Annotated in this window: 21 protein-coding genes and 1 pseudogene; 14 read left to right on the top strand and 8 right to left on the bottom strand. The window is 60.4% G+C overall.

What is annotated here, in order from left to right; all coding sequences use genetic code 11:
* The first annotated feature begins 182 nt into the window (after positions 1-182).
* Together mnmH and AWB69_RS31175 are read left to right on the top strand one after the other, a co-directional pair.
* Entirely contained in the window at positions 183-1,280 is a 1,098-nt protein-coding gene (gene mnmH, locus AWB69_RS31180; RefSeq protein ID WP_062090676.1) for a tRNA 2-selenouridine(34) synthase MnmH, read from the top strand.
* A 34-nt stretch (positions 1,281-1,314) separates the two neighbouring features.
* A complete protein-coding gene (locus AWB69_RS31175; protein WP_062090675.1) occupies positions 1,315-2,370 on the top strand; it encodes a permease in 1,056 nt (351 codons plus the stop codon).
* A 144-nt stretch (positions 2,371-2,514) separates the two neighbouring features.
* Here AWB69_RS31175 and AWB69_RS48095 read toward each other — a convergent pair whose 3' ends face one another.
* The 3 genes from AWB69_RS48095 to AWB69_RS31165 are packed head-to-tail and all read right to left on the bottom strand — an operon-like array spanning position 2,515 to position 5,066.
* Positions 2,515-2,673 (bottom strand): hypothetical protein, encoded by a 159-nt coding sequence (locus AWB69_RS48095; RefSeq protein ID WP_156529021.1) that lies wholly within the window; start codon positions 2,671-2,673, stop codon positions 2,515-2,517.
* Entirely contained in the window at positions 2,651-3,652 is a 1,002-nt protein-coding gene (cydB, locus tag AWB69_RS31170) for a cytochrome d ubiquinol oxidase subunit II (RefSeq protein WP_062090674.1), read from the bottom strand. Before cydB ends, AWB69_RS48095 begins: the two co-directional genes overlap by 23 nt.
* Position 3,653: 1 nt before the next feature.
* Positions 3,654-5,066 carry a cytochrome ubiquinol oxidase subunit I gene (locus AWB69_RS31165; protein WP_062090673.1) on the bottom strand — a complete coding sequence of 471 codons (1,413 nt, stop codon included), beginning with the start codon at positions 5,064-5,066 and terminating at the stop codon, positions 3,654-3,656.
* Positions 5,067-5,539: 473 nt separating this feature from the next.
* On the opposite strand from AWB69_RS31165, the gene ypfJ reads away from it, so the two are divergent.
* Complete coding sequence (ypfJ, locus tag AWB69_RS31160; protein ID WP_062090672.1) at positions 5,540-6,454, top strand: KPN_02809 family neutral zinc metallopeptidase; 915 nt, start codon at positions 5,540-5,542, stop codon at positions 6,452-6,454.
* 335 nt (positions 6,455-6,789) lie between these two features.
* Complete coding sequence (gene waaC / locus AWB69_RS31155; protein ID WP_062090671.1) at positions 6,790-7,800, top strand: lipopolysaccharide heptosyltransferase I; 1,011 nt, start codon at positions 6,790-6,792, stop codon at positions 7,798-7,800.
* A 40-nt stretch (positions 7,801-7,840) separates the two neighbouring features.
* On the opposite strand, the gene AWB69_RS31150 is transcribed toward waaC, so the two are convergent.
* Positions 7,841-8,491 carry a DsbA family oxidoreductase gene (locus AWB69_RS31150; protein ID WP_062090670.1) on the bottom strand — a complete coding sequence of 217 codons (651 nt, stop codon included), beginning with the start codon at positions 8,489-8,491 and terminating at the stop codon, positions 7,841-7,843.
* Between the two features lie 231 nt (positions 8,492-8,722).
* Between AWB69_RS31150 and AWB69_RS31145 the strand changes: the two genes are divergently transcribed.
* Complete coding sequence (locus AWB69_RS31145; protein ID WP_062090669.1) at positions 8,723-8,941, top strand: hypothetical protein; 219 nt, start codon at positions 8,723-8,725, stop codon at positions 8,939-8,941.
* Between the two features lie 148 nt (positions 8,942-9,089).
* Here AWB69_RS31145 and AWB69_RS49710 read toward each other — a convergent pair.
* Positions 9,090-9,381: pseudogene (locus tag AWB69_RS49710) on the bottom strand (NAD(P)/FAD-dependent oxidoreductase); the annotation flags it as partial.
* Positions 9,382-9,583: 202 nt separating this feature from the next.
* Here AWB69_RS49710 and AWB69_RS31135 point away from each other — a divergent pair.
* The 3 genes from AWB69_RS31135 to AWB69_RS48850 all read left to right on the top strand — a co-directional run bounded on the left by AWB69_RS31135 (position 9,584) and on the right by AWB69_RS48850 (position 11,948).
* On the top strand, positions 9,584-10,015 hold the full coding sequence (locus AWB69_RS31135) for an OsmC family protein (protein ID WP_062090700.1): 432 nt from the start codon (positions 9,584-9,586) through the stop codon (positions 10,013-10,015).
* A gap of 452 nt (positions 10,016-10,467) precedes the next feature.
* Complete coding sequence (locus AWB69_RS31130) at positions 10,468-11,559, top strand: calcium:proton antiporter (RefSeq protein WP_062090667.1); 1,092 nt, start codon at positions 10,468-10,470, stop codon at positions 11,557-11,559.
* Positions 11,560-11,798: 239 nt separating this feature from the next.
* Positions 11,799-11,948, top strand: coding sequence for a hypothetical protein (locus tag AWB69_RS48850; RefSeq protein ID WP_165936641.1), 150 nt, complete (start codon positions 11,799-11,801; stop codon positions 11,946-11,948).
* A gap of 190 nt (positions 11,949-12,138) precedes the next feature.
* Here AWB69_RS48850 and AWB69_RS31125 read toward each other — a convergent pair whose 3' ends face one another.
* The 3 genes from AWB69_RS31125 to AWB69_RS31115 form a co-directional block, all read right to left on the bottom strand.
* Complete coding sequence (locus AWB69_RS31125) at positions 12,139-13,533, bottom strand: NCS2 family permease (RefSeq protein WP_062090666.1); 1,395 nt, start codon at positions 13,531-13,533, stop codon at positions 12,139-12,141.
* Positions 13,534-13,860: 327 nt separating this feature from the next.
* Positions 13,861-15,600, bottom strand: coding sequence for a gamma-glutamyltransferase (gene ggt, locus AWB69_RS31120; RefSeq protein WP_062090699.1), 1,740 nt, complete (start codon positions 15,598-15,600; stop codon positions 13,861-13,863).
* A 303-nt stretch (positions 15,601-15,903) separates the two neighbouring features.
* Positions 15,904-16,833, bottom strand: a complete 930-nt coding sequence (locus tag AWB69_RS31115; protein WP_062090665.1) for a LysR substrate-binding domain-containing protein — start codon at positions 16,831-16,833, stop codon at positions 15,904-15,906.
* Positions 16,834-17,317: 484 nt separating this feature from the next.
* On the opposite strand from AWB69_RS31115, the gene AWB69_RS31110 reads away from it, so the two are divergent.
* From AWB69_RS31110 to AWB69_RS31085, 6 genes are all read left to right on the top strand, one after another.
* Positions 17,318-19,018: a peptide ABC transporter substrate-binding protein gene (locus AWB69_RS31110; RefSeq protein WP_082913658.1), complete on the top strand. Its 1,701-nt coding sequence runs from the start codon at positions 17,318-17,320 to the stop codon at positions 19,016-19,018.
* Between the two features lie 113 nt (positions 19,019-19,131).
* Positions 19,132-20,052, top strand: a complete 921-nt coding sequence (locus tag AWB69_RS31105) for an ABC transporter permease subunit (protein ID WP_062090664.1) — start codon at positions 19,132-19,134, stop codon at positions 20,050-20,052.
* Positions 20,053-20,082: 30 nt separating this feature from the next.
* Entirely contained in the window at positions 20,083-20,985 is a 903-nt protein-coding gene (locus tag AWB69_RS31100) for an ABC transporter permease subunit (protein WP_062090663.1), read from the top strand.
* A gap of 5 nt (positions 20,986-20,990) precedes the next feature.
* Positions 20,991-21,989, top strand: a complete 999-nt coding sequence (locus AWB69_RS31095) for an ABC transporter ATP-binding protein (RefSeq protein WP_062090662.1) — start codon at positions 20,991-20,993, stop codon at positions 21,987-21,989.
* On the top strand, positions 21,982-22,965 hold the full coding sequence (oppF, locus tag AWB69_RS31090) for a murein tripeptide/oligopeptide ABC transporter ATP binding protein OppF (RefSeq protein WP_062090661.1): 984 nt from the start codon (positions 21,982-21,984) through the stop codon (positions 22,963-22,965). Before AWB69_RS31095 ends, oppF begins: the two co-directional genes overlap by 8 nt.
* A gap of 360 nt (positions 22,966-23,325) precedes the next feature.
* Complete coding sequence (locus AWB69_RS31085) at positions 23,326-24,666, top strand: OprD family outer membrane porin (protein WP_231937291.1); 1,341 nt, start codon at positions 23,326-23,328, stop codon at positions 24,664-24,666.
* Positions 24,667-24,813: the final 147 nt, after the last annotated feature.

Genomic DNA, 24,813 nt, shown 5'->3' with positions numbered 1-24,813 from the left:
CTATCTCGAAGTATGCGGGAAAACACCAAGAGGCCAAAAATGCCGGAACGGTAATTTGAATGACGCAGGCGGATGCCCATTCCCGTTCAACGGTCCGGATGGCGCGCCGGCCACGCGGCGACCCGATTTTCCGCATGCGATAATCCCGGTCTTCCCATCCGGGTACTTTTGCGCGCCGCACCTTGAAAAACCTGCTTGTTTCCCTCGACCGCCTGGCTGATTTCGACGAAATAATCGACGTCCGCACGCCACTCGAATTCGCTGACGACCACATTCCCGGCGCGATCAACGCGCCTGTGCTGAGCAATGAGGAGCGGGTGCTGGTCGGGACGATGTACAAGCAGGTGTCGCCGTTCGAGGCGTCCCGCGTGGGCGCGGCGCTGGTCGCACGCAATATCGCGCAGCACCTCGACACGACCTTTGCCGGCCGGCCGCGCAACTGGCGCCCGCTGATCTATTGCTGGCGCGGTGGCACCCGGTCCGGCTCCGTCACCACGGTATTCAGCATGATCGGCTGGCAGGCGCGGCAACTGGAAGGCGGTTATAAGACCTACCGGCGCGCGACCCTCGATACGCTCGACCACCTGCCCACCACGTTCCGGTACATCGCGCTAACCGGCCCCACCGGCAGCGGCAAGACGCGTTTGCTGCACGCGCTGCGCGAGGCCGGCGCGCAGACGCTGGACCTGGAGCAACTGGCGGCGCATCGCGGTTCACTGCTCGGCGCGCTGCCGGGCGAGCCGCAGCCATCGCAGAAATGGTTCGACACGCTGCTGGTCGGCGCGCTGCGCAGCTTCGACCCGGCACGGCCGGTGTTCGTCGAGGCGGAGAGCCGGCGGATCGGTGCGATTTCGTTGCCGCTGGCGCTGGTGGAGTCGTTTCATCGCGGCGCGTGTGTGGAGGTCGAGGCAAGCCGCGAGGATCGCGCCACGTTCCTGCTGCACGACTATGCGCATCTTTTCCAGCGTCCGGAGTCGTTCAAGGAGCAGTTGTCGCGGCTGATCGGACTGCATAGCCGCGAGCGGGTGAGCGGCTGGCATGCGCTGATCGACGCGGGGCGGGAGGCTGAGCTTGCCCGCGAACTGATCGACCTGCATTACGATCCGGCCTACGCGCGCAGCAGCCGCCAGAATTTCAGCGAGTTGTCCCGCGCCACGCACATGCTGTTCCGGCCGAACGGCGCCGATGTCGTCGAGCAGGCAAGGGCGCTGCTGGCACGGCTCGACTCCGCGCGTTCCGCGGAAAGGCCGCCCGTCAGTCCGCCCATCACGCCGGCCTGAAGCCGTTTCATTCCAATACAAACTAACCAAGACCATGCAATCCACTCTTCGACAACCCCGCGTCGCGCTCGGCTGGATCACATTCCTGCTGATCGCGGTCGTCGGCCTGTTCTACGTCAAATGGTTTCCGTACTACAACCGCGCGTTCGTGGCGGCCAGTCAGCATTCCATCGGCAAATCGATCCTGATGGGCACCGCCGCGAGCGCGCCTGCGCCGTCGTGGCAGGCCGCTATTGACTATGCGATTGCCTATGGCAAGGCGATCTGGCAGGCCATGGTGCTCGGCCTGTTGCTCGGCTCGGCTGTACAGGCGCTGATTCCGCCGCAATGGGTCGCACGGGCGCTGGGCAAGAGCGGCTTCGGCAGCGTCGTGAACGGCGGCCTGATGTCGCTACCCGGCATGATGTGCACCTGCTGCGCAGCGCCGGTCGTGGCGGGCCTGCGGGCGCGCCACGCGGCGCCGGGTGCGGCTATCGCGTTCTGGCTCGGCAACACCGTGCTGAATCCGGCCACGCTGATCTTCATGGGCTTCGTGCTCGGCTGGCAATGGGTGGGGTTGCGGCTCGCGCTGGGAATCGTGATGGTGTTCGGTCTTGGTTACGTGGTGAACCGGATGGTGACGCCGAAGGAAGCGGAAGCGTCACGCAGCGCGATGGCGACGCTGGTTATCGAGGAAGATCCGGGCACGGCATTCACGCGCTGGGTTCGTATTCTCGGGCGCATGACCATCCGGCTTGTGCCGGAGTACATCGTGCTCGTGCTGGTGCTCGGCGCGGCGCGGGCATGGCTGTTTCCGCATATTGGTCCGAATATCGACAACAGCGTGCTGTGGATCGTGGCTCTCGCTATTGCGGGCACGTTGTTCGTGATCCCGACGGCCGGTGAAGTGCCGATCATCCAGGCAATGCTGTCGCTCGGCATGTCGGTTGGTCCTGCAGGCGCATTGCTGATGACGCTGCCGCCCGTCAGCTTGCCGTCCGTCGCCATGCTTGGCCGCTCATTTCCGCCGCGCGTGCTGACGGTTGTGGCGGTCTCGGTCGTGGGCTTGGGGATTGTCGCGGGGTTGCTTGCGGTGGCGCTGGGGTTCTGACACACGCCGACGATGCAGCAGTACCTGAGGTTGCGTTAAAAACAGGAGAGGCCGTTTTCAACTCGCATTGAAAACGGCCTCTTTTTCGTACACGTGAACGGCTCATTGCAGTGGGAACGCGCGCCTGATGCCCTTGCTACACCGCTAATGCGCGGCTGCCTGAATCAGCAGCTTGAAGGGCAACGCCAGCAGCATCGCGCCGCCTACGCCGACGCACCATAGCGCGACGAACCACAACGCGCTCTTGAGCCGCGTGCTCTTGCTGCGTTTGATATCGTTCTCAGTGATAGTGATGTTCGCCATGGCGCACCTTGCCGCGAAAAACCCAGTAGCCGAGCGTCGTGTACGCGATGATCACGGGCAAGATCACCGCCGCGCCAATGAGCGTGAATTTCTGGCTCGAGTGGGGAGCCGCGAGCTCCCAGAGCGACACGCCGGGGAAGATGGCATGGGGCGAAATGCTCGCCACCAGGCCGCTATAACCAAGCAGGACGAACGCCAACGCCATCATGAACGGCCGCGTTTCATGCCGTGAACGGATGGACCGGCGCATCAGCCATGCACACGCGACCACCAGCACAGGCACCGGCAGGAATCGATAGAACCAGGGGGTATCGAACCAGCGCGTTGCAATGCCGGCGTCCTGCAGCGGCGTCCAGATACTGACGACCACGATAGTCCCGAGTTGCAGCAGCGTCAGCGGCCACACCATGCGATAAAAGCGGCGTTGCAGATCGCCTTCCGTTTTCGCGATCAGCCAGCAGCAGCCGAGCAGCGCATAGGTGACCACCAGCGCGAGTCCGGTGAACATGCTGAAGGGCGTGAACCAGGTGAAGGCATCGCCGGAAAAACGGCCGTCCGCGACCGGAATGCCGTTGAGGAACGCGCCAAGCGTCACGCCCTGGAAGAACGTCGCGCCCGCCGATCCGCCGATAAACGCAAGATCCCACATGTGCTTCGTGCGGGTTGCCTTCGAGCGAATCTCGAACGTGACACCGCGAAAGATCAGGCAGACCAGCATGAACATCAACGGCAGGTAAAGCCCCGACAGCACGGTTGAATAGATCATGGGGAACGCCGCGAACAGGCCGGCGCCGCCCAGCACGAGCCAGGTCTCGTTGCCGTCCCACACAGGGGCAACGGTGTTCATCATGACGTCGCGATCACGCTCCTCGGGGAAGAATGGAAACAGGATGCCGATGCCAAGATCGAAACCGTCCAGCACGACATACATCAGCACGCCCAGCGCGATGATCGCGGCCCACGTCAGGGACAAGTCCATCTCAGGCTCCTTTTATTGAATGCGTCGCAGCGGACAGCGGCCGGCGAGCGGTGTGGTTGTCGTCATCCACGCGCGGTGCGTGAGTGATGGTGCCGGGCAATGCGGGACCTGTTCCAAGCAGCTTGAGCAGGTAGTAGATGCCGGTACCGAACACGATCGTATAAACAATCACGAAGATCAGCAGCGTCACGCCGACCTGCTGCGCGGTCACCGGCGACACGGCCTGCGCCGTGCGCATCACGCCGTACACCACCCACGGCTGGCGACCCGCTTCCGTCGTCACCCAGCCGGCCAGCAGCGAGATGAAGCCGGACGGTCCCATCACGAGCACGAAGCGCTGGAACATCTTCGACTCGAACAGCTTGTTTTTCCGCCGCAGCACGAAGCCGGCGATACTCATCAGGATCATCAGCACACCAAGCCCGGCCATGATCCGGAAGCTCCAGAACACGATAGTCGAATTCGGCCGGTCCTCTTTCGGAAACGATTTGAGACCACGGATTTCTCCGTCCCAGCTATGCGTAAGAATCAGGCTGCCCAGGTGCGGGATGGAGACCGCGTATTTCGTGATTTCGGCTTCCATGTCCGGGATACCGAAGAGGTTCAGCGCAGTGCCGCCTTTCTCCGTGTCCCACAGGCCTTCAATAGCCGCGATCTTCGCCGGTTGGTATTCGCGGGTGTTCAGGCCGTGCTGATCGCCGACTACGGCTTGAAGCGGGGTGAGCACCAGCAGCAGCCAGAGCGACATCGAAAACATCTTCTTGATGGCCGGGTCCTTGCGGCCCTTCAGCAAGTGATAAGCCGCGCAAGCCGCCACCACGAACGCCGCGACAATGAACGCCGCGATCACCATATGCGAAAGCCGGTACGGAAACGACGGGTTGAAAATGATCTTGAACCAGCTGACCGGCACCACATGGTCGCCTTCAATACGAAACCCCTGCGGCGTCTGCATCCAGCTATTCGACGCAAGAATCCAGAAGGCCGAGATCAGTGTGCCGATGGCGACCATCAGCGTGGCGCCGAAGTGCGCCTTCGGTCCAACCTTGTTCCAGCCGAACAGCATGATGCCGAGGAATCCCGCTTCCAGGAAAAACGCGGTCATGACCTCGTAGGCGAGCAGCGGACCGGTGATCGGGCCGGCGAAGCTTGAAAAACCGCCCCAGTTGGTGCCGAATTCGTAGCTCATCACGACACCGGACACCACGCCCATGCCGAACGCGACGGCGAACACCTTCGACCAGAAGAGGCATAACTCCTTGTAGACCGGCTTGCCGGTTTTGAGCCACATACCTTCGAGCACAGCGATAAAACTCGCCAGGCCAATGCTGAGCGCAGGGAAAACGATGTGGAAAGAAACCGTAAAAGCGAACTGGATACGCGCTAGATCGAGCGCTTGCTGAGTGGTATGCATGGCAGGTTGTGCAGCCGTCGCGGGCGCACTCGAAACGAGCTCGCGAGCGGGCGCTGGTTGGTTGAACTATTGGCTGGATCAAGTACGACGGGAGTGACTCTAAGCCAGTTTTTGAGATGATTGGTGCGACGCGGCAGGAGGCGGGAATGTGCGGAAATGTCGCAATTTTTGAGATAGTTGATCTGTAACTGACTGTTTAATCGATGTTTTTTTGAGCGATTGAGTTAACGCCTGCAATCGCGGGTTCGCCAATTCCGCGACAATCGACCGCACTGCGTCAAATGCGATTGACCGCATGCAGGCGAGCCGGAACGCCTGGGGCTCGTCGCGAGCTGTGACCTTCCTGGCGCGATTCTGCGGTGATGTACCGGCGCACGGCGGGTACCATGACGAAACAGCATCGCCGGCGTTTTCGTGGTCGGAGGAATAGACCTGCGGCCGTGCAAACCAGACATCGCGACGGGAGAAAAACCATGCGTCTTGATGACGAAGCAGAGAGCCGCAATGTGGAGGACCGGCGCGGCGCCGGGGGAGGGGGCGGCGGAGGGTTTCGCATCGGCGGAGGGCGCTCGATTGGTATCGGCACGATTGTCATCGCGCTGGCCGCCGCCTATTTCTTCGGCATCGATCCCATGCTGATCCTGGGCGGCGGCTCGACCGGGAAGAGCGGTTCATACAGCCAGCCGCAGTCGCAGCAACGCCAGGTGGACCCGCGCGCTCAGCCGCAGGCAAGCGCGAGCGATCAGGATGCCGTGTTTGTGCGCCGTGTACTCGGCAATACCGAACGCACATGGCAGCAGATTTTCCGGACCCGCTACAACCAGGATTATCCGGCGCCGAAGCTGGTCCTGTTCACCGGCGGTACCGCTACGGCGTGCGGCACCGGTCAGTCAGCCATGGGGCCGTTCTACTGCCCGAACGATCGCACGGTCTACATCGATTTATCGTTCTATCGGGAATTGCGCGATCGGTTCGGTGCAGGCGGAGATTTTGCGCAGGCGTATGTGATTGCACACGAAGTCGGCCACCATGTGCAGAACGTCCTGGGCGTCATGAACAAGGTCGATGCCGCGCGGCAGCGGATGTCGCGGGAACAGGCCAACCAGTTGTCGGTGCGTGTCGAATTGCAGGCGGATTGTTTCGCGGGTGTCTGGGCGAACGTCGCCCAGAAGAACAACGCGAAGCTGATCGAGCCGGGTGACTTTCAGGAAGGGCTGAACGCGGCGGGCGCGATAGGCGACGACCGGCTGCAGAAGCAAACGCAAGGACGCGTGGTTCCGGAAGCCTTCACGCACGGCGCGAGCGCGCAACGCCAGCGCTGGTTGAATCGCGGATTGGCGACGGGCGATATGGGACAGTGCGACACTTTCGGCGCTAAAACGCTCTGAGGGTGGTTCTTTTACGGTCATTGGACAACGCAATTTTCAATGGCAAAGCGCCTGTACGTTCGGCGCTTTGTTCATGAAAGACCGTGAAATAGTAGTTAAAACCGTTATTTCGACGGATAATTCGGGCAGAACACGCAGCGCAAAACTTACACATGCTGACAGCGCGGCATTACGCCAATTTATAGAATCCCGGTTTTCAGATCGATCATGATCCGAACGCCTTTCGATTTGCCGAGAGCGCTAGCGGTCACGCGATCCAGCCGCCAAGCGGTTCCGGTTCATGCGTCGCCGCACGAAGCCACGCGCTGGCGAAATAAAGGTCCCATAGCATTCCCATGAAGCGAATCCTGATTGTCAAGGTGACATCGTTGGGCGATATCGTAGAGACGCAGCCTGTCGTCTCCGATCTTCGCCGTGCATTTCCGTCTGCCAAGATCGACTGGGCGGCAGACGCGGCTTTCGCCGACATCATTCGCTGGAATCCAGCCGTAGACCGCGTGTTGAGCGCGCCGCTGCGCAAGTTCAAGAAAGCACGAAGCTGGGCGGATTTGAAAGACATCGCCGCGTCTATCGGCGACTTGAGGGCCGAGAAGTACGATGTGATCCTGGATATCCATGGCGTGTACAAGAGCGCGATCATCGCGTTCCTGGCCCGTGGGCGGCGGCGTTACGGTTACAAGAACAGGGACCTGGGCGAACTCGGCGCGGCGTTTGCGTACAACAAGCGCTTCGGGCCACGGCCGAAAACGGATGCGTGGCGCGGCATGCGTGTGAGCGTGGCCGACGCGTTGGGCTATAGCTTCGACGAAACCCCCGACTTCAATCTCCGGCTACCGCCGCTGGCTACACCGCTTCAGCTTCCCGAGGGCACGCCTATCGCCATGCTGTTCCACGCCACATCAGCCGATGAAAAGAAATGGCCGATCGACCGGTGGGCCGAGACGGGGCGTTCATTGACGGCGCGAGGTTATCGGATTGCGCTGCCGTGGGGCACGGAAGGCGAGCGCCGGGAGGGCGAGCAGATTGCGGCGCTCGTGCCGGGCGCGATCGTGTTGCCGAAGCTGACCGTGACCGAGTGCGCGCATTGCATCAATGCATCGGCGCTGGTCGTTGGCATGGATACGGGGCTGGTCCACCTGGCGTATGCGCTGGGCCGGCCCACGGTGATGATTTTTACGGCAACGTCGCGCGAGCATTTCGGCATTGCTTCGTCAGAGCATTCGATTTCGGTCGGCGACCAGAGTGCTCCGCCCGATGTGGCGACGGTGCTCAACGCGGTAGAAGGCGTGCTGACGGGATCGATGGTGCCTGCCGCTCACGATGTCGCGACAGGGACTGTGTCCTGATTCGAGCTTCTATAGCGCGCCGAAGCACGCTATAGAACGCTTAAGCGGCCGAAAATCCTTCCGGGAACAAACGTCCGAGCGCTGCTTCGAAATGCTCGATTGGCGCCGCGCCGCGCAGCGCGATGGGCGGCGGCGGTTCCTGTTCGCCCACGCCGTCACGCGAGAGCACGGCGAACGGCACCCCCGTCACGCCGAGCTTCTTCGCGAACTCTTCGTCTTCGATGACCGCGTCAGTCAACTCATCGCCTAGCAACACTTCTTCCAACGATTCAGGATCAATGCCGCAGGTAGCAGCGATATCCAGGAGCGCATCGGTGTCGCCGATATCGATGCCGTCCTCGAAATACGCCTTGAAGATCGCACGATGCACAACGTCGAAACGACCCGATTCGCGCGCGAAAAACGCGGTCTCGAACGCCTTGCGGCTATGCGGTTGAACCGGCGGCAGGCGCAGCAACAAACCGCGTTCGTTGGCTATGGGATAGACCGAGTTTTCCCAGGTTTCTTGCAGGGAGTCGCTATCCGGATCGATCGCGGAAGCGGGTTCTGGGCGCAGTTCAAACGCGTGCCAGCGGACTTCGACCGCGTCGCCATAAGTATTCTTGAACTGGTCGATGACCGGCACTTCCAGATAGCAGAAAGGGCAGACGAAGTCGGACCACACGTCGAGGTACAGCTTGGAGCTTGTCATATAAGGGCGGTCCGGAATTGGTCCAAAGTTAGTCCAAAATTCTACCCGACATCGAGCTTTATCTCCGTCCACGCTTTCCCCGCAGAGCGATGTCATCCCGGTGGCCTGCATGGCCGCTCGCTGCGTTCTTCGACGATTTCGTCGGGCGCAGCGCGCGCAACAGGACACGGCCGAAAAGGATCGGACGCCCGTTCGTGATAGGATCCGCCCACTATTAAACAGGGGGCCTCCATGGCATTCAAAGAAACGAAGGGCAACAAGACCGTCGAGGCGTTGGTAAAGTCAGCACCGGGCGCAATGTTCAAGGGTTATATCCGAGTCGTGACTCAGAACGGTAACGAGTCCATTGGGCAGACATTTGGACGTGGATGCGGACGTCCGGTGAAAACCGAGCAGGCTGCGCTTGAACTCGCAGAGATCGAAGCACGCCGAGTCATCTCGGGCAAGTAATTTTGTAAAGCAGCTCTGAGCGACTGCTCGGAGCTGGCTGGCGGCAAGCTTGTTGATGCCTTTCCGGCACCCCTGCTGCGAGGGACCTGGCCGTGATAAAAGCCACAAACATCCTCTGTAAAATTCTGCGTTCCTCCGTTTTTCTCGCTTAAAACCCACCATCCAATTCTATCTTTGTGCCGTCGCTGAAGCGGCTCAGCCGGAATGCTTGCGGGTCCACCAGCGGCTTGTCGTTCGCGACCATGTCGGCCATCAGCTTCCCCGCCCCAGGGCCAATTCCGAAGCCGTGCCCCGAAAAGCCGGTGGCGATGAACATGCCCTGAACCTGCTGCGCGGCTGAGATCACAGGCACGGCATCCGGGGTGACGTCGATATAACCCGCCCCATGCCAGCGCTATCTTCACGTCCCCGAGGGCCGGGAAGAGCGCACGGAACGCGTCGATGGCGACATCGATCCTCCTTGAACGGGGCCGGCCCCGGAAAATGGTTCGGCAACGCATGCGCTTTGCTTCGGGCATCCTAAGTGCTTGCTCAACCCGATGGCGCGTCAAAGCCGGCGCGCGCGTTTCAACCGGCTTGGCGGTCGATCCATGCTGCGGCGGTATTGCGTGGCATTTCCCCCTGACTTTCTGGAGAACACTCGTGCAAAAGACAGCATCGGCCAAATGGAGTGGTGGCATCAAGGACGGTAAAGGTTACATTTCGACGCAAACTGGCGTGTTGAAAGACGCGCCTTATGGGTTTTCAGCCCGTTTCGAAGGTGGTCCCGGAACGAATCCCGAGGAGCTGATCGGCGCTGCGCATTCGGGCTGTTTCACGATGGCGCTGTCCCTGCAACTTACGCAGGCGGGCCTCACGGCGGAAAGCATCGAAACGAAGTCTACTGTGACGCTGGATAAGGACGGCGACGGGTTCTCTATCACCGCCTGCCATCTGGATGTGACAGCGAAGGTGCCCGGCACGGACAAAGCCACGTTCGAGAAGCTCGCCAACGCGGCGAAAGAGGGCTGCCCGGTGTCCAAGCTGTTCGCCGGAAACACGAAGATCACGCTGAAGACGGAATTCGTTTCCTGAGTTTCGTCTGAACGAAGTGTGAAGGGGCGCGGCCGGGAAACCGGCGGCGCCCTTTCTTTCGTGCAGGGTTAGTCGCCCGTGGTCATCGCTCGGCAGGGCAGATGGAGCGCGTGGACCCGCCCACGGATACTCAACTGACACAGGGCACCGATTAGAATCAGTGCCGTGACTTATCCACATTTTTTGTGGATAGCCATGTGGACAACATGCGTGAGCCGCCTCCAACTCGCTGACGCGTAACGGTTTACAGCTTCCTAACGTTTCGCAGGCAGGAACGCTGCCTATAGCCGCTCATGCATCTTCGGGCAGTTGTTGCAAGCCCTGCAACGGCCCGTGTGCGCCAAGAACCTGTAATCTGACGGCACTTTCAAGTAATCGGGCCGGACTAAACCCTGCAGCCGGTCAGCCTTCCTGACACTTCCATCCACACGCAGCACAGCCCTGGAGCATCGATGAAATTCAAGCTGGACTGGACGTGCATCGCGCCATTTGCCGCACTTGTCATCCTGGGAGTGACGTTCGCGATGCCGAACGGCTTCCTGTTCGTACTCGCGGCCATCGCACTCGCGGCGGCCGTGTTTGCCGCAGTCCATCACGCCGAAGTGGTGGCGCATCGCGTTGGCGAGCCGTTCGGCACGCTGGTGCTCGCGATCGCGGTCACGGTGATCGAAGTGGCGCTGATCGTCTCCGTCATGGTCTCGGGGGGGCCGGAAAAAGCGGCACTGCCGCGCGACACTGTGTTCGCCGCGATCATGATCGTGTGCAACGGAATTGTCGGGATTTGCCTGCTCGTGGGCGGTATGCGCCATCACGAGCAGAATTTCCAGTTGCAAGGCGCAAGCGCAACGCTCGCCATCCTGTGTGCGCTGTCGGTACTGACAATGGTTTTGCCCAACTTCACCAGCACGGTGATGGGGCCAGGGTTATCGACATCGCAACTGGTGTTTGTCGGCGTGACGTCGCTCGTGCTTTACGTCGTGTTCGTTTTTGTGCAGACAGTGCGGCATCGCGACTATTTCCTGCCGCCAGTGCCGGCAATTGATCCGAATCAAGCCGAATCCGATGACGTTCACGCACCGCTGCCGACCAACGGTTACGCGTGGGCCTCGGGCGGTTTGCTGCTGCTCTCGCTGATTTCGGTTGTCGGGCTCGCGAAGCTGCTGTCGCCGGCGGTCGAGGCGGGTGTTGCCAGCGCCGGTGCACCGGAAGCGGTGGTCGGCGTGGTCATTGCCGCGCTGGTGCTGCTGCCGGAAGGCGTGGCCGCCTTGCGCGCGGCCCGGCTGAACCGGTTGCAAACGAGTTTGAACCTGGCGCTGGGGTCGGCGCTCGCGAGCATCGGGTTGACGATTCCGGCCGTAGCGGTCGTGTCGCTCGCGATCAGCCAGCCGATCGCACTCGGTCTTGGTCCAAAGGAAATCGTACTGCTCGCGTTGACCCTGCTGGTGAGCGTCCTGACGCTTGGCACCGGACGCTCGACCGTGCTTCAGGGGGTGGTCCACCTGGTTATTTTCGCGACCTTCCTGTTTCTTTCCGTCGTCCCCTAAGGGCTTCCAGAGGGGCAGGCGACGTGTTCCGCGTGCCGGCGTTTAAAAGGGCCGGACCTAGCCGGACCCGACGCGGGCTCGATCTGCGCGCTGTTGCGTAGACACTTCATTTAACCCGTCGATCTCAAATCTTTTTTGCAACGCAGCATTGGGTGCGTATAATTAGGGTATTCCCTAAAGGGTATTCCCTAAAGGGTATTCCCTAAAGGGTAATCCCTAATTCACGCTGAGGTGCTCTCATGAAAACCACCGCTCAAGGTTCGCTTCTCGTTTCGTTCGGTTCATGGTTCCGCAAGACGAAGGCTGTCGTTCGCCGCGAAGCTGTTCGTGCGTTGAACCTGCATCTGCAAAACTGCGCAGTGCTGGCTGAAGCGTATCGCCGGAAGTAAATCGCTGTAGTTTGACCAACGACCAACCGCTGAATCGACGCACCAATCGAGCCGTTTCATCGCTCTTGAACGTCGTTCATCGGCGTTGTCCGAGTCAGGACGGTTGCCGGAAAAATTGCCGGCAACCGGGATGCGAATCCTGCATGTGCTGATTGCGCCAAATTGCGCCAGATGCTCACCGCCCGTCAGGTCAGATAGCCCATCCGCCGAGATAAAACGCGGCGAGCACTGCGGCGATCACCACCGTGCCAACGTTGAGCTTCTTGTATTCGCCGGCTACCACGCGCCCGATCACGAGCGTACAAAAGCCGAGCATGATGCCGGTCACAATATTCGCCGACAGCACAATGAACACGGCGCAGACAAGACCTGACATGGTGTCGACAAGATCGTCCATGTGAAGCTTGCTCACGCTTGCGAGCATCAGCAGGCCGACGTACATCAGGGCCGGAGCCGTCGCGTACGAGGGCACGAGTCCGGCGAGCGGCGAGAAGAACATCACCAGCAGGAACATCACGCCAACGGTAGCGGCCGCCAGGCCCGACTTCGCGCCTGCCGCCACGCCCACCGTCGATTCAATATAAGCCGCCGCTGGCGCACCGCCCAGGCACGCGGCGACGATCGAGCTGACCGAGTCCGCCGTCAACGCCCGTCCGCCGTTCACAATCCGGCCTTTCTCGTCTATCTGACCGGCCTGTCCCGCAACGGCGCGAATCGTGCCGGTGGCGTCGAACACCGCCGTCATCACCAACGCGAACACGCTAGGCAGCACGGCCAGCGAAAGCGCGCCGCGAATGTCCATCGCGCCGATCAGCGAAGCATGTCCGGGCGCGCTCAGCGAGGGCAACGCGAACACGCCGGTAAAACGGACGGCGGGATCGAAGGCCAGTCCCAGCGCCGACAAACCGACCACCACCAGCAAGATCCCGCCCGGAACACGCCGGCGCTCCAGCCCGATGATTGCCGCGAGTCCGAAGATCGACATCAGCACCGGGAACGCTGTGATATGGCCAAGCGAAACAGGCAAACCGGCACCCGGATTCTTGACGATCAGGCCGACATCGTTAGACGCGATCAGCAGCAGGAACAAACCGATGCCGATGCCCGTGCCATGCGCCACGCCTGTCGGCAGATTGCGCAGGATCCACGAGCGCACGCCGGTGACGGAGATAGCGGTGAAGGTGACGCCCATCAGGAAGACGGCGCCAAGTGCAACCGCAGGCGAGAGCCCTTTGCCCAGCACCAGCCCGAACGCAGTGAACGCGGTGAGCGAGATTGCGCAGCCGATCGCGATCGGCAAGCGAGCCCATATGCCCATCAGGAGCGAGCCGAATGCCGTTGTCAGGCAGACCGCCACGAAGACCGCGCGTGTGTCGAATCCGGCCTTGCCGAGCATGGCCGGGACGACGAACACGGAATAAACCATCGCCAGGAAGGTGGTGATCCCGGCAATCACCTCGCGCCGCTGGGTACTGCCGCGCGCACTGATTTGAAAGTATCGGTCGATCAATCCGCCTGGTTGGGACGCGGCTGCGTCATCCGGGATGTCGATGCCGCCAAGCGGCTGGGCGTGGGGTTCCATCATGAGCTGTTCTCCTTTATCAGCAGGCTGAAACAAGCGGGCCGGGCGGTCTTTTGCAGACCGGGCACGCCGTCTTCAGGGTCGTCTCGATAGGTTTATTTATGGTGTTGGCGGGAGCCAACGCACTGGACTGGGCCAGCACAGAGACTAGGGCAACATTAACCCGCCTCCAATCTCAAAAATGGGATTCCAGTCATGCCGCGATCCTTATAAGGTCCGTTTCAATACGGCTTCGAAGGCATATGGGCACGGCAGAAAATAAAAAGGGCCAGGTCTGATACGACCTGGCCCTTTTGTCTGATACGAACAACCTGGAACGACCGCGAGCGCTTACTGAATCACACGCGTGACGCCCCGGCCACGTGGATCAGCGGCGGGTTCCGGCGTTGTTCCATTGATCTTGATGACCTGGATATCGCCGTTGAAATCCTGCCCCGAGAGCTTATATCCCTTCGCTTCCAGTTCCTTCGCGAGATCGCCGTCAATGGGCTTGTACGGCTCCCAGAAAATCGTGTTCGGCGGCAGCAACTGGTGATGGAAGCGCATCGCCGCGACTGCTTCGGGCAAGGGCATGGAGAAGTCGTAGACGTTGGTGATCACCTGGAAGATCGAGGTAAAGATGCGCGAGCCGCCCGGTGTCCCGATCACCATCGCGACCTGATCGTCCTTCGTGAGGATGGTCGGTGACATGGAAGAAAGCGGGCGCTTGCGCGGTTCGATGGCGTTCGCGTCGCTGCCCACCACGCCGAACATGTTCGCCACGCCCGGCTTCGAGGAGAAGTCGTCCATCTCGTCGTTCAGCACGACACCGGTGCCGTCCACCACCACACCGGAGCCGAAATAGCCGTTGATAGTGTACGTATTCGATACCGCGTTGCCCCACTTGTCGATCACCGAGAAGTGCGTGGTTTCAGCCTTTTCCGGCATCGTGGTGCCAAGGCCCGGGAGGACGCTCTTGGTGTCCGACGGCGTGTCGGGATTCACCTCGGATGCACGCTTCAGGATGTAGTCGTCGTTAGTGAGTTGCGCGACCGGTACCTTGTAGAAATCGGGGTCACCGAGATACTGGGCGCGATCCGCGAACACGCGCTTTTCAATTTCCGCGGTCAGGTGAATGTATTGCGCCGAGTTGAGCGGCACGTTGGCATATTTGTCCTTGAGATCGGCCTTCATCTTCAGCAACTGGACCAGGCCGATACCGCCGGAACTCGGCGGCGGCGCGGTGATGATGCGGTAGCCGTTCCAGCTCGCGAGCACCGGCTGGCGCCACACCGCCTTGTATTCCTTCAGGTCCTGTGCCGTGATCAGGCCATGGCCGGTCATGGCTGTTGCGATCAGGTCCGCCGTCCGGCCTTCATAGAAGCCCTTTGCACCGTTGTCCGAGATGCGTTGAAGCGTCGCCGCCAGTTCCGGCTGCTTGAAGTTCACGCCTTTATTCAGGCCTCCGAAGTAACTTTCGAAGTTGGTCTTGCCCGCGAAGTCCTTCGATGCGGCGTCCTTGCGCTCCTGCAACTGGTCGCTGACTTCAAAGCCGTCCTGCGCGTACTTGATCGCGGGCGCGACGACCTGTTTCCATTTCAGCTTGCCGAAGCGCTTCTGCGCTTCCCACATACCCGACACCGTGCCCGGCACGCCGACCGCGCGGTAACCGAACAGGCTCATGCCCTTGATGACTTCACCCTTGTCATCGAGATACATGTTCTTCGTGGCCGCAATGGGGGCGCGCTCGCGATAGTCGAGGAAGTAGGGACGATGATCCACGTAGAGCGTCATGAAGCCGCCGCCGCCCAGGTTGCCCGCTTCCGGGTACGTCACTGCCAGCGTGAACGCGATCGCGACGGCCGCATCAACGGCATTGCCGCCTTCCTTGAGGACCTGCTCGGCGGCGTCCGCTGCGAACTTGTCGGCGACTGCCACCGCCGACGCCGTCAGGACAACGGGTTGCGCCGGGACTTTTGCATAGGCGGGGGTGCTTTCGACAAACCCGAGCGAGAGCGAAAGCGCCGTCGCGGCGAGCGTTCCAAGGGCGAACGGACGTGTGCGATACAACGAACTCACGGACTTCTTCATGGACATCTTTGCTCCTCCTGAAAATGGGTACCCGCCCCGGGGGTAATCGTCTTGCCCCGTCGCCTTTTCCGGCGCAGCGCTCAGGCGGGAACGCTCCGGGGCTTATACCACGGGCGTAATTGATTCCGAAATGGTGGGAAGCCCCGTCCTTGACTTGGCGCAGGAGCATGACGGTCAGGGCTGCAGGGAGCAGTTACGCGATCGGTTTGGCCACCGGAATGGATCGCGACCCTATTGAAGGGGTCGCGCCGGACGAGATGAACGCGGGGCGGACCGCGCGTTCAAAAGCGGCGGACGTATGCCTCAGGCCTCGGCGCCAGCGGATGCCGGTGCTTCGTCGAGGGAGTACGTTGCCACAACACGCAACACGGACTCGCGGAACGAAGCGACCAGGTCCGAGCGTATGCCACTGCTCGGATACGACAGCACGTATTCGTATTCGATTGCGGCGTCGAACGGGCGCACGACCACGCCGTGCGCGCGCCACACCTTGGCTGCAAACGGTTCGACGATCGATACACCCAGACCGCCCGCGACCATCGCATAGCGCGTGTGCGCGGTGTCGGTCAGCACGGTGTAGTTCGCCCGGTCTTCGCCGGCGGCGAACAACGATTGCTCGGCCGCGTAAGGCTGCCGTGAATTCGGTACCCAGCCGATGATGCGTTCGCCTCGCAGATCCTGTGTCCGCACGGTTTTTTTCTTTGCCAGCCGATGCGATGCAGGCATCGCGCATTGCGCCCGCGCGTGCAGCAATTTCTCCACCTCGATCCCCGCAACCGCCGCAAACGCCTGGCTGATGGCGACGTCCGCCTTGTGGTTTTGCAGGATCGTGAGCACTTCGGGGACTTTGACCGAGTCGACACGAATAGGCACGCCCGGATGACGCTCGACAAAGTCGGCCAGGATGGGAGGCAGCAGGGTGCTGGCAATTACCGGCTGGCACGCGACGGTCAGCCCTTCGGACGCCTCGTCGCGAATGATCTCGGCGACCTGTTTCAGGCGTTCCAGCCCCAGGAAATTCTCTTCGACCGATTTATAAAAGCGCAACCCGGCGTTGGTCGGATTCAAGCGGCCGCCCACGCGGCTGAACAGGCTGAAACCGAGGTCGGCCTCCAAATCCGCGATCAGGCGGCTGATGGCGGGCTGAGTGACATGCAGCGCGCGCGCCGCCCCGACACTGGTGCCCGTCATGATCAACGAGCGGAAAGCTTCTATCTGGCGAAAACGTATCATTGTGTTGAACCTACGTCCACGAACCTCAAGGACGCCGATGGTAGCGCGAACCACGCGTGCCCGCTAATTTACGGCCGCGCGCGCGTGGATAAAGCACGAGTGAAACCCGCCTTCGTCTACCTATACCCAAAACACATGCCCTATAAGCACATGTGAGTGGATTCCGCTTTATTGCTCTGAAATACTCCCGGCGAACTCGGTTCTGTCGTCAGTTCGTAGGGTCTGTGTAAAGATTCTTAAAGCGACGTGTCAGAGAAGAAGACAAATACGAGGTGAGGGCAAGCACACAATGCCTGCCCTCGAGCAGTAAGCGCGAAAGCAAAATGTTAGGTGGTCTAAGATGCTGGCCGCCGTCCGTCTGCTTCGGCATGCGAACTGCGGTGCGTAGCGGCGGATAGCCACGCATCGACATGTTGCACAGGGTCAAAAGCTCTTGTAATCCAGCGTTCAGTGCTTGATGAACACATAAATAATAAGGATTCCCATGACGTTGTTTGCAGTTCTTGTTGCTCGTAACACACGCGTTGACGCGTTTTTTCGTCCGGGCGATGCTGTTCATCGCCGCGTTTCAGGCAAGTGGCTTACCGTCCTTGCCGCGAGTGTCTGCGTTGCAGCCGCAAGCAATGTTCACCTGGCTCATGCGGCTCTCGTGCCGTCCGGTGTGCAGCTTGCGGCCAAGCAAGAGCTGGTGCGCAACAACGCGTCCGAGGTCGAGACGCTCGACCCGAACCTGGCTGAGAGCGTGCCGGCCAACAACGTGGCGCGCGATCTGTTCGAAGGGCTGACCGCCACCGATGCCGACGGGACCGTCGTGCCAGGCGTGGCGGAAAAATGGGAGCAGAAGGATGCAACCACGTGGATCTTCCATCTGCGAAAGAATGCGAAGTGGTCGAACGGAGAGCCGGTGGTCGCGAGCGATTTCGTGTACGGCTGCCAGCGCCTTGTCGACCCGAAGATCGCCTCGCCCTACGCGAGTACGTTCGGCGTCTTCCTGTTGAACGGCGCCGACATTGTGGCGGGCAAGAAGTCACCCGACACGCTGGGCATTCGCGCAATCGACCCCTACACGGTCGAAATCAAGACGCCGTATCCGGTGTCGTTCATTCCGGAGTTGGTGTCCAATACGAATCTCGGTCCGCTGAACAAGGCCTCTATTGAAAAGTATGGCAAGGACTGGACCAAACCTGGCAAGCTGGTGAGCAACGGTGCGTTCATGCTGAAGGACTGGCAGGTGAACAGCAAGCTCGTGCTGGCACGCAACCCGCAGTACTGGGACGCGGCGCACGTGCAGTTGTTGCAAGTGACGTATCTGCCGGTCGAGAGCGAGACCACGGACATCAAGCTGTTCCAGTCGGGCGACAACGACTGGGTGTCACAGTTGCCATCCGGCATGTACCCGAAATACAAGCAGGAATTCCCCGCCGACATGAGGATCGCGCCCATGCTCGGACTGCGCTACTACTCGTTCAATAACAAAGACCCGTTGCTCAAGGACGTGCGCGTGCGCCAGGCGCTCTCCATGGTGATCGACCGTGACATCCTCGCACAACGTGTTACCGCGGACGGTCAGATTCCGGCGTACGGCGTCATCGTGAAGGGCGTGAAGGGTGCGGACGTGACGGCCTACGACTGGTCGACGTGGCCCATGGCGAAGCGCGTGGACGAAGCGAAAAAGCTGCTCGCGCAAGCAGGCGTGAAGCCGGGTACGACGCTGCACTTCGCGACAAACACCAGCGACTATCACAAGAAAATGGCTATTTTTGCGGCCTCCGAGTGGAAAACAAAGCTCGGTCTGGACACGGAGATCGACGCGATGGAGTTCAAGGTGCTATTGAAGAAGCGTCATGCCGGCGACTATCAGATTGCACGCAATGGCTGGGTCGCAGACTATAACGACGCGACCACGTTCCTGCAGCTGGTGCAATGCGGTTCGGACCAGAACGACAGCGGCAATTGCAATCCCAAGGCCGACGCGCTCATTAAAGAAGCGAACGCAAGCACCGATCAGGTCAAGCGCACGCAGTTGCAAACCCAGGCCGCGAAGCTTGTAATGGACGACTATCCGATCCTGCCGCTCTTGCAATACACCACCGTCAGGCTGGTGAAAAGCTATGTTGGCGGGTATTCGGTGAAGAACCCGATGGACCGTTACCGCAGCAAGGACATGTATATCGTGGCGCATTGAGCGGGACGCAACGACCCGCAATGACCTGAAATAACCCGCAATACTATCCAGCAAACAGCAAGATGCGGTTGCCGTGACGCGGTTTGTCAAGGCGCCGCCAGGAGAGATGTCCCATGTGGTCTTATACGTTGAGGCGCGTGCTGTTGACGGTGCCTACCCTGCTGATTGTCGTCACGGTATGTTATCTGCTGCTGCACGCCACGCCGGGCGGTCCGTTCGACGGTGAGCGCAAAGTGTCCGCCGAGGTGTTGGCCAACCTGCAGGCGAAATACCATCTTGGCGAGCCGCTCTGGAAGCAGTATCTGTTGTACCTCAACAGCCTGCTGCACGGCGACCTGGGGGCATCGTTCCGGTACGCTGACTGGAGCGTCAACGACCTCGTGCTGCGTGCGTTGCCGGTGTCGTTGACTATCGGCGGTGTATCCATGTTGCTGGCCATCGTGTTGGGCGTCGTGCTCGGCATTTTTGCGGCGCTTTATCGCAACAGCCCGGCGGACTATCTGCTGATGATCATCGGCAACGCGGGCAGCGCGTTCCCTTCGTTCGTGATCGGACCCGTGCTGATCCTCGTGTTCGCGATTCTGCTGAAATGGCTTCCGGCCGGCGGCTGGAACGGCTTTCATGTGCGCTACATGGTGCTGCCGGTGCTGCTGCTGACCATCATCAACGTGGCGACGGTAGGACGCGTGACACGCGGCAGCCTGATCGAAGTGCTGAACACCAACTACATTCGAACAGCCTACGCCAAGGGTTTGTCGCGCTGGACGGTCGTGCTGCGCCATGCGCTGCGGCCGACCATGATTCCCGTGGTGTCGGTGATCGGTCCGCTCGCCATCGGCTCGATCACGGCCGCGGTCGTTACCGAGTCCGTGTTCTCGTTGCCGGGAATCGGCAAGCTGATAGTGAACGGCGCGGCCAATCGCGATTACACGCTCGTGCTGGGACTGGTCGTGCTCGTAACGGTGGTCGCGGTGCTGCTCAATCTGCTGGTCGATCTCGCGTACGCGTGGCTCGATCCGAAAATCCGTTACTGAAATAATGAGTCAACCAGCCTGAGGTCCGCAATGAAACAAGGAACGCTCGTCCCCACGCTCGAGAGCGTGCTGGCCGTGCCGGTGGAAGGCCGCAGCCCATGGCAGGACGCCCGTATGCGCTTCGCGCGCAACAAGGCCGCCGTGGCCAGTCTCGTCATCCTGCTGCTGATTACCCTGGCCTGTGCGTTCGGCCCCATGCTGCTGCCGAACGCCTTCGACTCCACCGACTGGAACATGATGAGTTCCACGCCAACGTTTGCAAACTGGCACCTGTTCGGCACGGACGAAACCGGCCGCGACCTGCTCGTGCGCTGCCTGGTCGGCGGCCGTGTCTCGCTGATGATCGGTGGCCTCGCCACGCTGACGTCGGTCACGCTCGGCATAGTGTGGGGTGCGATCGCGGGCTTCGTAGGCGGCCGTGTGGATAACGCAATGATGCGGATTGTCGACATGATGTACGCGATCCCGTACCTGCTTATCGCCATCCTGATGGTCACGCTGCTTGGCCGCGAGTTCTACCTCGTGGTGCTTACCATTACGGTGTTCTCGTGGATGGACATGGCACGCGTCGTACGTGGTCAGACGCTGGCAATCCGCTCCAAGGAATACATTGAGGCGGCGCGCGCTATTGGCGTTTCCACCAGCGGCATCATCGTGCGTCACATCGTTCCGAACCTGCTCGGCATTGTGGCTATTTACACAACGGTTACGGTTCCTGGCGTTATTCTTACGGAGTCCGTGCTATCGTTTCTTGGACTCGGCGTGCAGGAGCCCATGACCAGTTGGGGCGTCTTGATTCAGGACGGCGTTGGCGTGATGGAAACAGCGCCCTGGATTCTCCTGTTCCCGGCGGCGTTGTTGTCGGTGACGCTGTATTGCATCAACTTTGTTGGCGACGGTCTGCGCGACGCGCTCGACCCGAAGGATCGGTAAGCACCATGTCACTGCTCAAGGTAAATAATCTGGAAGTCGCCTTCGACTCGCCCGACGCCGTGGTCCGCGCAGTCAACGGTGTGAGTTTTGACCTGGAAGAAGGCAGCACGCTCGGCATTGTCGGCGAATCGGGGTCGGGCAAGAGTCAGAGCGTGCTCGCCATGCTCGGGCTGCTCGCGACCAATGGGCGCGCAAAAGGCAGCGCGATCTATCAGGGTGAGAACCTGCTGACCATGCCGGCGAAAAAACTGAACCGCATTCGCGGCAATCGCCTTTCCATGATCTTCCAGGACCCCATGACGTCGCTGAATCCGTATCTGACCATTGAACGCCAGATGACGGAAGTGCTCGAACTGCACAAGAACATGACGCGGCGCGCCGCGAAAAAACGCTCTATCGAAATGTTGGAAGCGGTGCGGATTCCCGAAGCCGCGCATCGTATCGATCAATATCCGCATGAACTGTCCGGCGGCATGCGCCAGCGCGTGATGATCGCAATGGCATTGCTGTGCGAACCGCAAGTGCTGTTCGCCGACGAACCCACCACGGCGCTCGACGTCACGGTCCAGGCGCAGATACTTCAGCTCCTGCGCAACCTGCAACACGACTTCGGCACGGCGATCGTGCTGATCACGCACGACCTCGGCGTGGTCGCCGGTCTGTGCGAGCAAGTCATGGTGATGTACGGCGGCCGCGTCATGGAACAATGCAACGCGGACAACCTGTTCGCCCGTCCTTCGCATCCCTATACGATCGGTTTGCTGCGCGCACTGCCGCGGCTGGATCAGAGCGACGCGCCGCTCGTCGGCATTCCCGGCAATCCGCCGAACATGGCGCATCCGCCGTCGGGCTGCCCGTTCCAGGAGCGCTGCATAGACGCCAGCGAGCGCTGCGCTGATTCAGTCCCGCCGCTCGAATCGTTTGGCGGCGACACCACCTGGCTGCGAGCCTGCAATCGCCCGGTCGAGCAGATGAAGTCGTTGCACGAGGTGGCCCATGTCTGAGCAAACCATCCTGTCCGTGCGCGACGTCCAGGTTCATTTCAACGTCAAGGCGAAGAGCAAGTTGCCGTGGGCGCCATCGCGCACGCTGAAGGCCGTGGACGGCGTGAGTTTCGACCTGAAGGCCGGCGAGACGCTGGGTGTGGTAGGGGAATCGGGCTGCGGCAAGTCGACCTTGTCGCGCGCCATCCTCAACCTCATTCCCGCCACGCATGGCAAGATCGTGTGGATGGGCAAGGATCTCAGCGGCGCCACGGCGAAGCAGTGGCACGGTGTGCGGCGCGACATCCAGATGATTTTCCAGGATCCGCTGGCGTCTCTCGATCCACGCATGACGGTGGGGCAGATCATTGCGGAACCCTTGCGTGAACATCGTCCGGAGATGTCGAAGGACGAAATGAACCAGCGGGTGCGCGCAATGATGGCGAAGGTCGGTTTGCGCGAGCAGATGATCAACCGCTATGCCCACGAATTTTCAGGCGGCCAATGTCAGCGTATCGGGATTGCGCGTGCGTTGATCGTGGAGCCGAAGCTGATTGTCTGCGACGAACCCGTGTCCGCGCTCGACGTGTCAATCCAGGCGCAGATCGTCAACCTGCTCAAGTCCTTGCAGCAGGAAATGAAGCTTGCGCTGATTTTTATCGCGCACGATCTGGCCGTCGTCAAGCATATCTCGGACCGCGTGATGGTCATGTATCTGGGCCACGTCATGGAGCTTGCCGACAAGCATTCTCTCTATGCGCGTCCCCGGCATCCGTACACGCGCGCGTTGCTCTCAGCGGTACCGGTGCCGAATCCGGCTATCGAACGGACGAAGGTCGTGCAGATCCTGTCCAGCGACATTCCCAGTCCGATCAATCCTCCAACGGGTTGTGTCTTTCATACCCGTTGCCCCAAAGCGGAGGCGCGTTGTTCAGTTGAAGTGCCGCCGCTGCGCACGCTTGAACATGGAGTCGCGGCAGCCTGCCTATTAGCCTGATCACTCGCCTGACTTATTGCCTGACTTAGCACCTGACTTAGCCGCCGTTTCGACACCCCTGCGAAAGCCGATGGTCCCCGTTCTTGACGGGGCCGGGGAGTCGTTCGGCCAATCGTGACGCTTTCGTAGTCCCCGTAGTCCCCGTAATCCCTGTCGTTCCCGCAGTTCCTGCAGTCACAACCCTCCGGTGCGTCGTTCCGAGCCCGGCGTGAGTGTTTTCGCTCGCGCTGAAATTATATGAGAACGGCCATCGGCCTCTTTACTCGCTGTCCATAAGAATTAAGAGACAAGCACATGAAACAACAAAAACGTTCACTCGCTCTATCTCTAATTGTTTTCAGTGGTTTGATGAGCCCCGCCATGTCCGCATTTGCGGACGATGACGATGTTGCAACACGACATACTGAGGCGCCTCCCAGCTCTCCGCCGAATTCCGAAGCGGATGCGCCGATCAGTAATCAGGCGAAGTCCCAGGGGTTTATCGAAGATTCACATTTAAACCTTCTGTTTCGCAGTTATACCGAACACTTCGAAGCGGACGGTATCAAAAAGAAGGATGCTTCGGTTCTTGGCAATCAGGCGGTATTTGAATCGGGGTATACGCGCGGATTATTCGGCGTCGGTTTTGATGCGTCGTTGTTCAGCGCGTTCAAGCTGAACGGCGGACAAGGCGCCGGCAACCGCGTGCATTTGAATCACGACGGGCAAACTGGGCAAAACCAGCTTGCCTGGACGTACCCGGGCGTGTGGGACGTGAAAGCGCGGGTATCGAATACGGTTGTCAAATATGGTCAGCAGTTATTCGATAATCCTTTTCTTGTTCCCCACGATAACCGCGCACTGCCGCCAACTTACCGCGGCGTTTCCGTCGCAAGTGAGGAGATCAAGAACCTGACGCTCAAGGCGGGTAGTGTGGACGCGGTGCTGGCCCGCGGTCAGACCAGTGTCTCGTCGTTGTCGACCGAGTACGGCGGGACGCACTTCAGCCGCTTCACGTTCGCGGGCGGCGACTACACGCCCAATGACGACACCGCCGTGTCGTTATACGGAAGCCGCGCTGAAAACGTGTGGGATCAATATTATCTGTCGCTCTCGCGCAGCATTGGTGACCCGTCGCAGATTCGCTGGACGGGCGGCCTGACGTATTACTACACCCACGACGTGGGGCAGAGTCGCGAGGGCTCCATCAATAACCACGCGTATAGCTTGCAGCTCTCGGGAACGCACAACGCGCATACGGTAGCCTTGGGATTCCAGCAGATCGCGAGCAACCAGTTCTTCGATTATGTCGGTCAGTCGGCAGGAGATTATCTGGCGAATTCACTGGATGTCGACTACAACGCGCCGCACGAAAAGTCCTTGTCGCTCAGCTACACGGTTAACATGAGCCGGTACGGTGTTCCGGGTCTGAAAATGACGATGTGGACCGCGTATGGATGGGGTGCGGATGCATCCGACATGGCGAACCGATACGCCGATTCATCGAGCGCACTGCATGATCTCTATTGGAAGAATGGTGAACCGGTTCACGGCACCCATTATGAGTTCGGTTTCATCCCGTCTTATACGTTTGGCTCGGGAAAACTGAAGGGAACGACTGCCAAGTTCTATTACATGCATCACCACGGCAGCAAGTACTACTCGGATTCCACCAGTGATGTTTATCGTTTGATGGTGAATGTCCCGGTGAACGTGTTTTAAAGCGTGTTTTGAGGGTCTGTTAAAAAGTCGACGGCCGCTGGATAGCTGAAAGGGTGCGGTGAGCGGCGTGATGGGCGCGGCTCACCGACATGCAACCCAGTCGACCGCGTGGATCTTCAACCACGCGTTCAGCCCGCCGGGTTCGCC

It is taken from the genome of Caballeronia udeis (assembly GCF_001544555.2).
GTDB lineage: Bacteria > Pseudomonadota > Gammaproteobacteria > Burkholderiales > Burkholderiaceae > Caballeronia > Caballeronia udeis.
The sequence above is the reverse complement of the archived record's forward strand: the minus strand, read 5'-3'. Positions and strand labels throughout refer to the sequence as shown.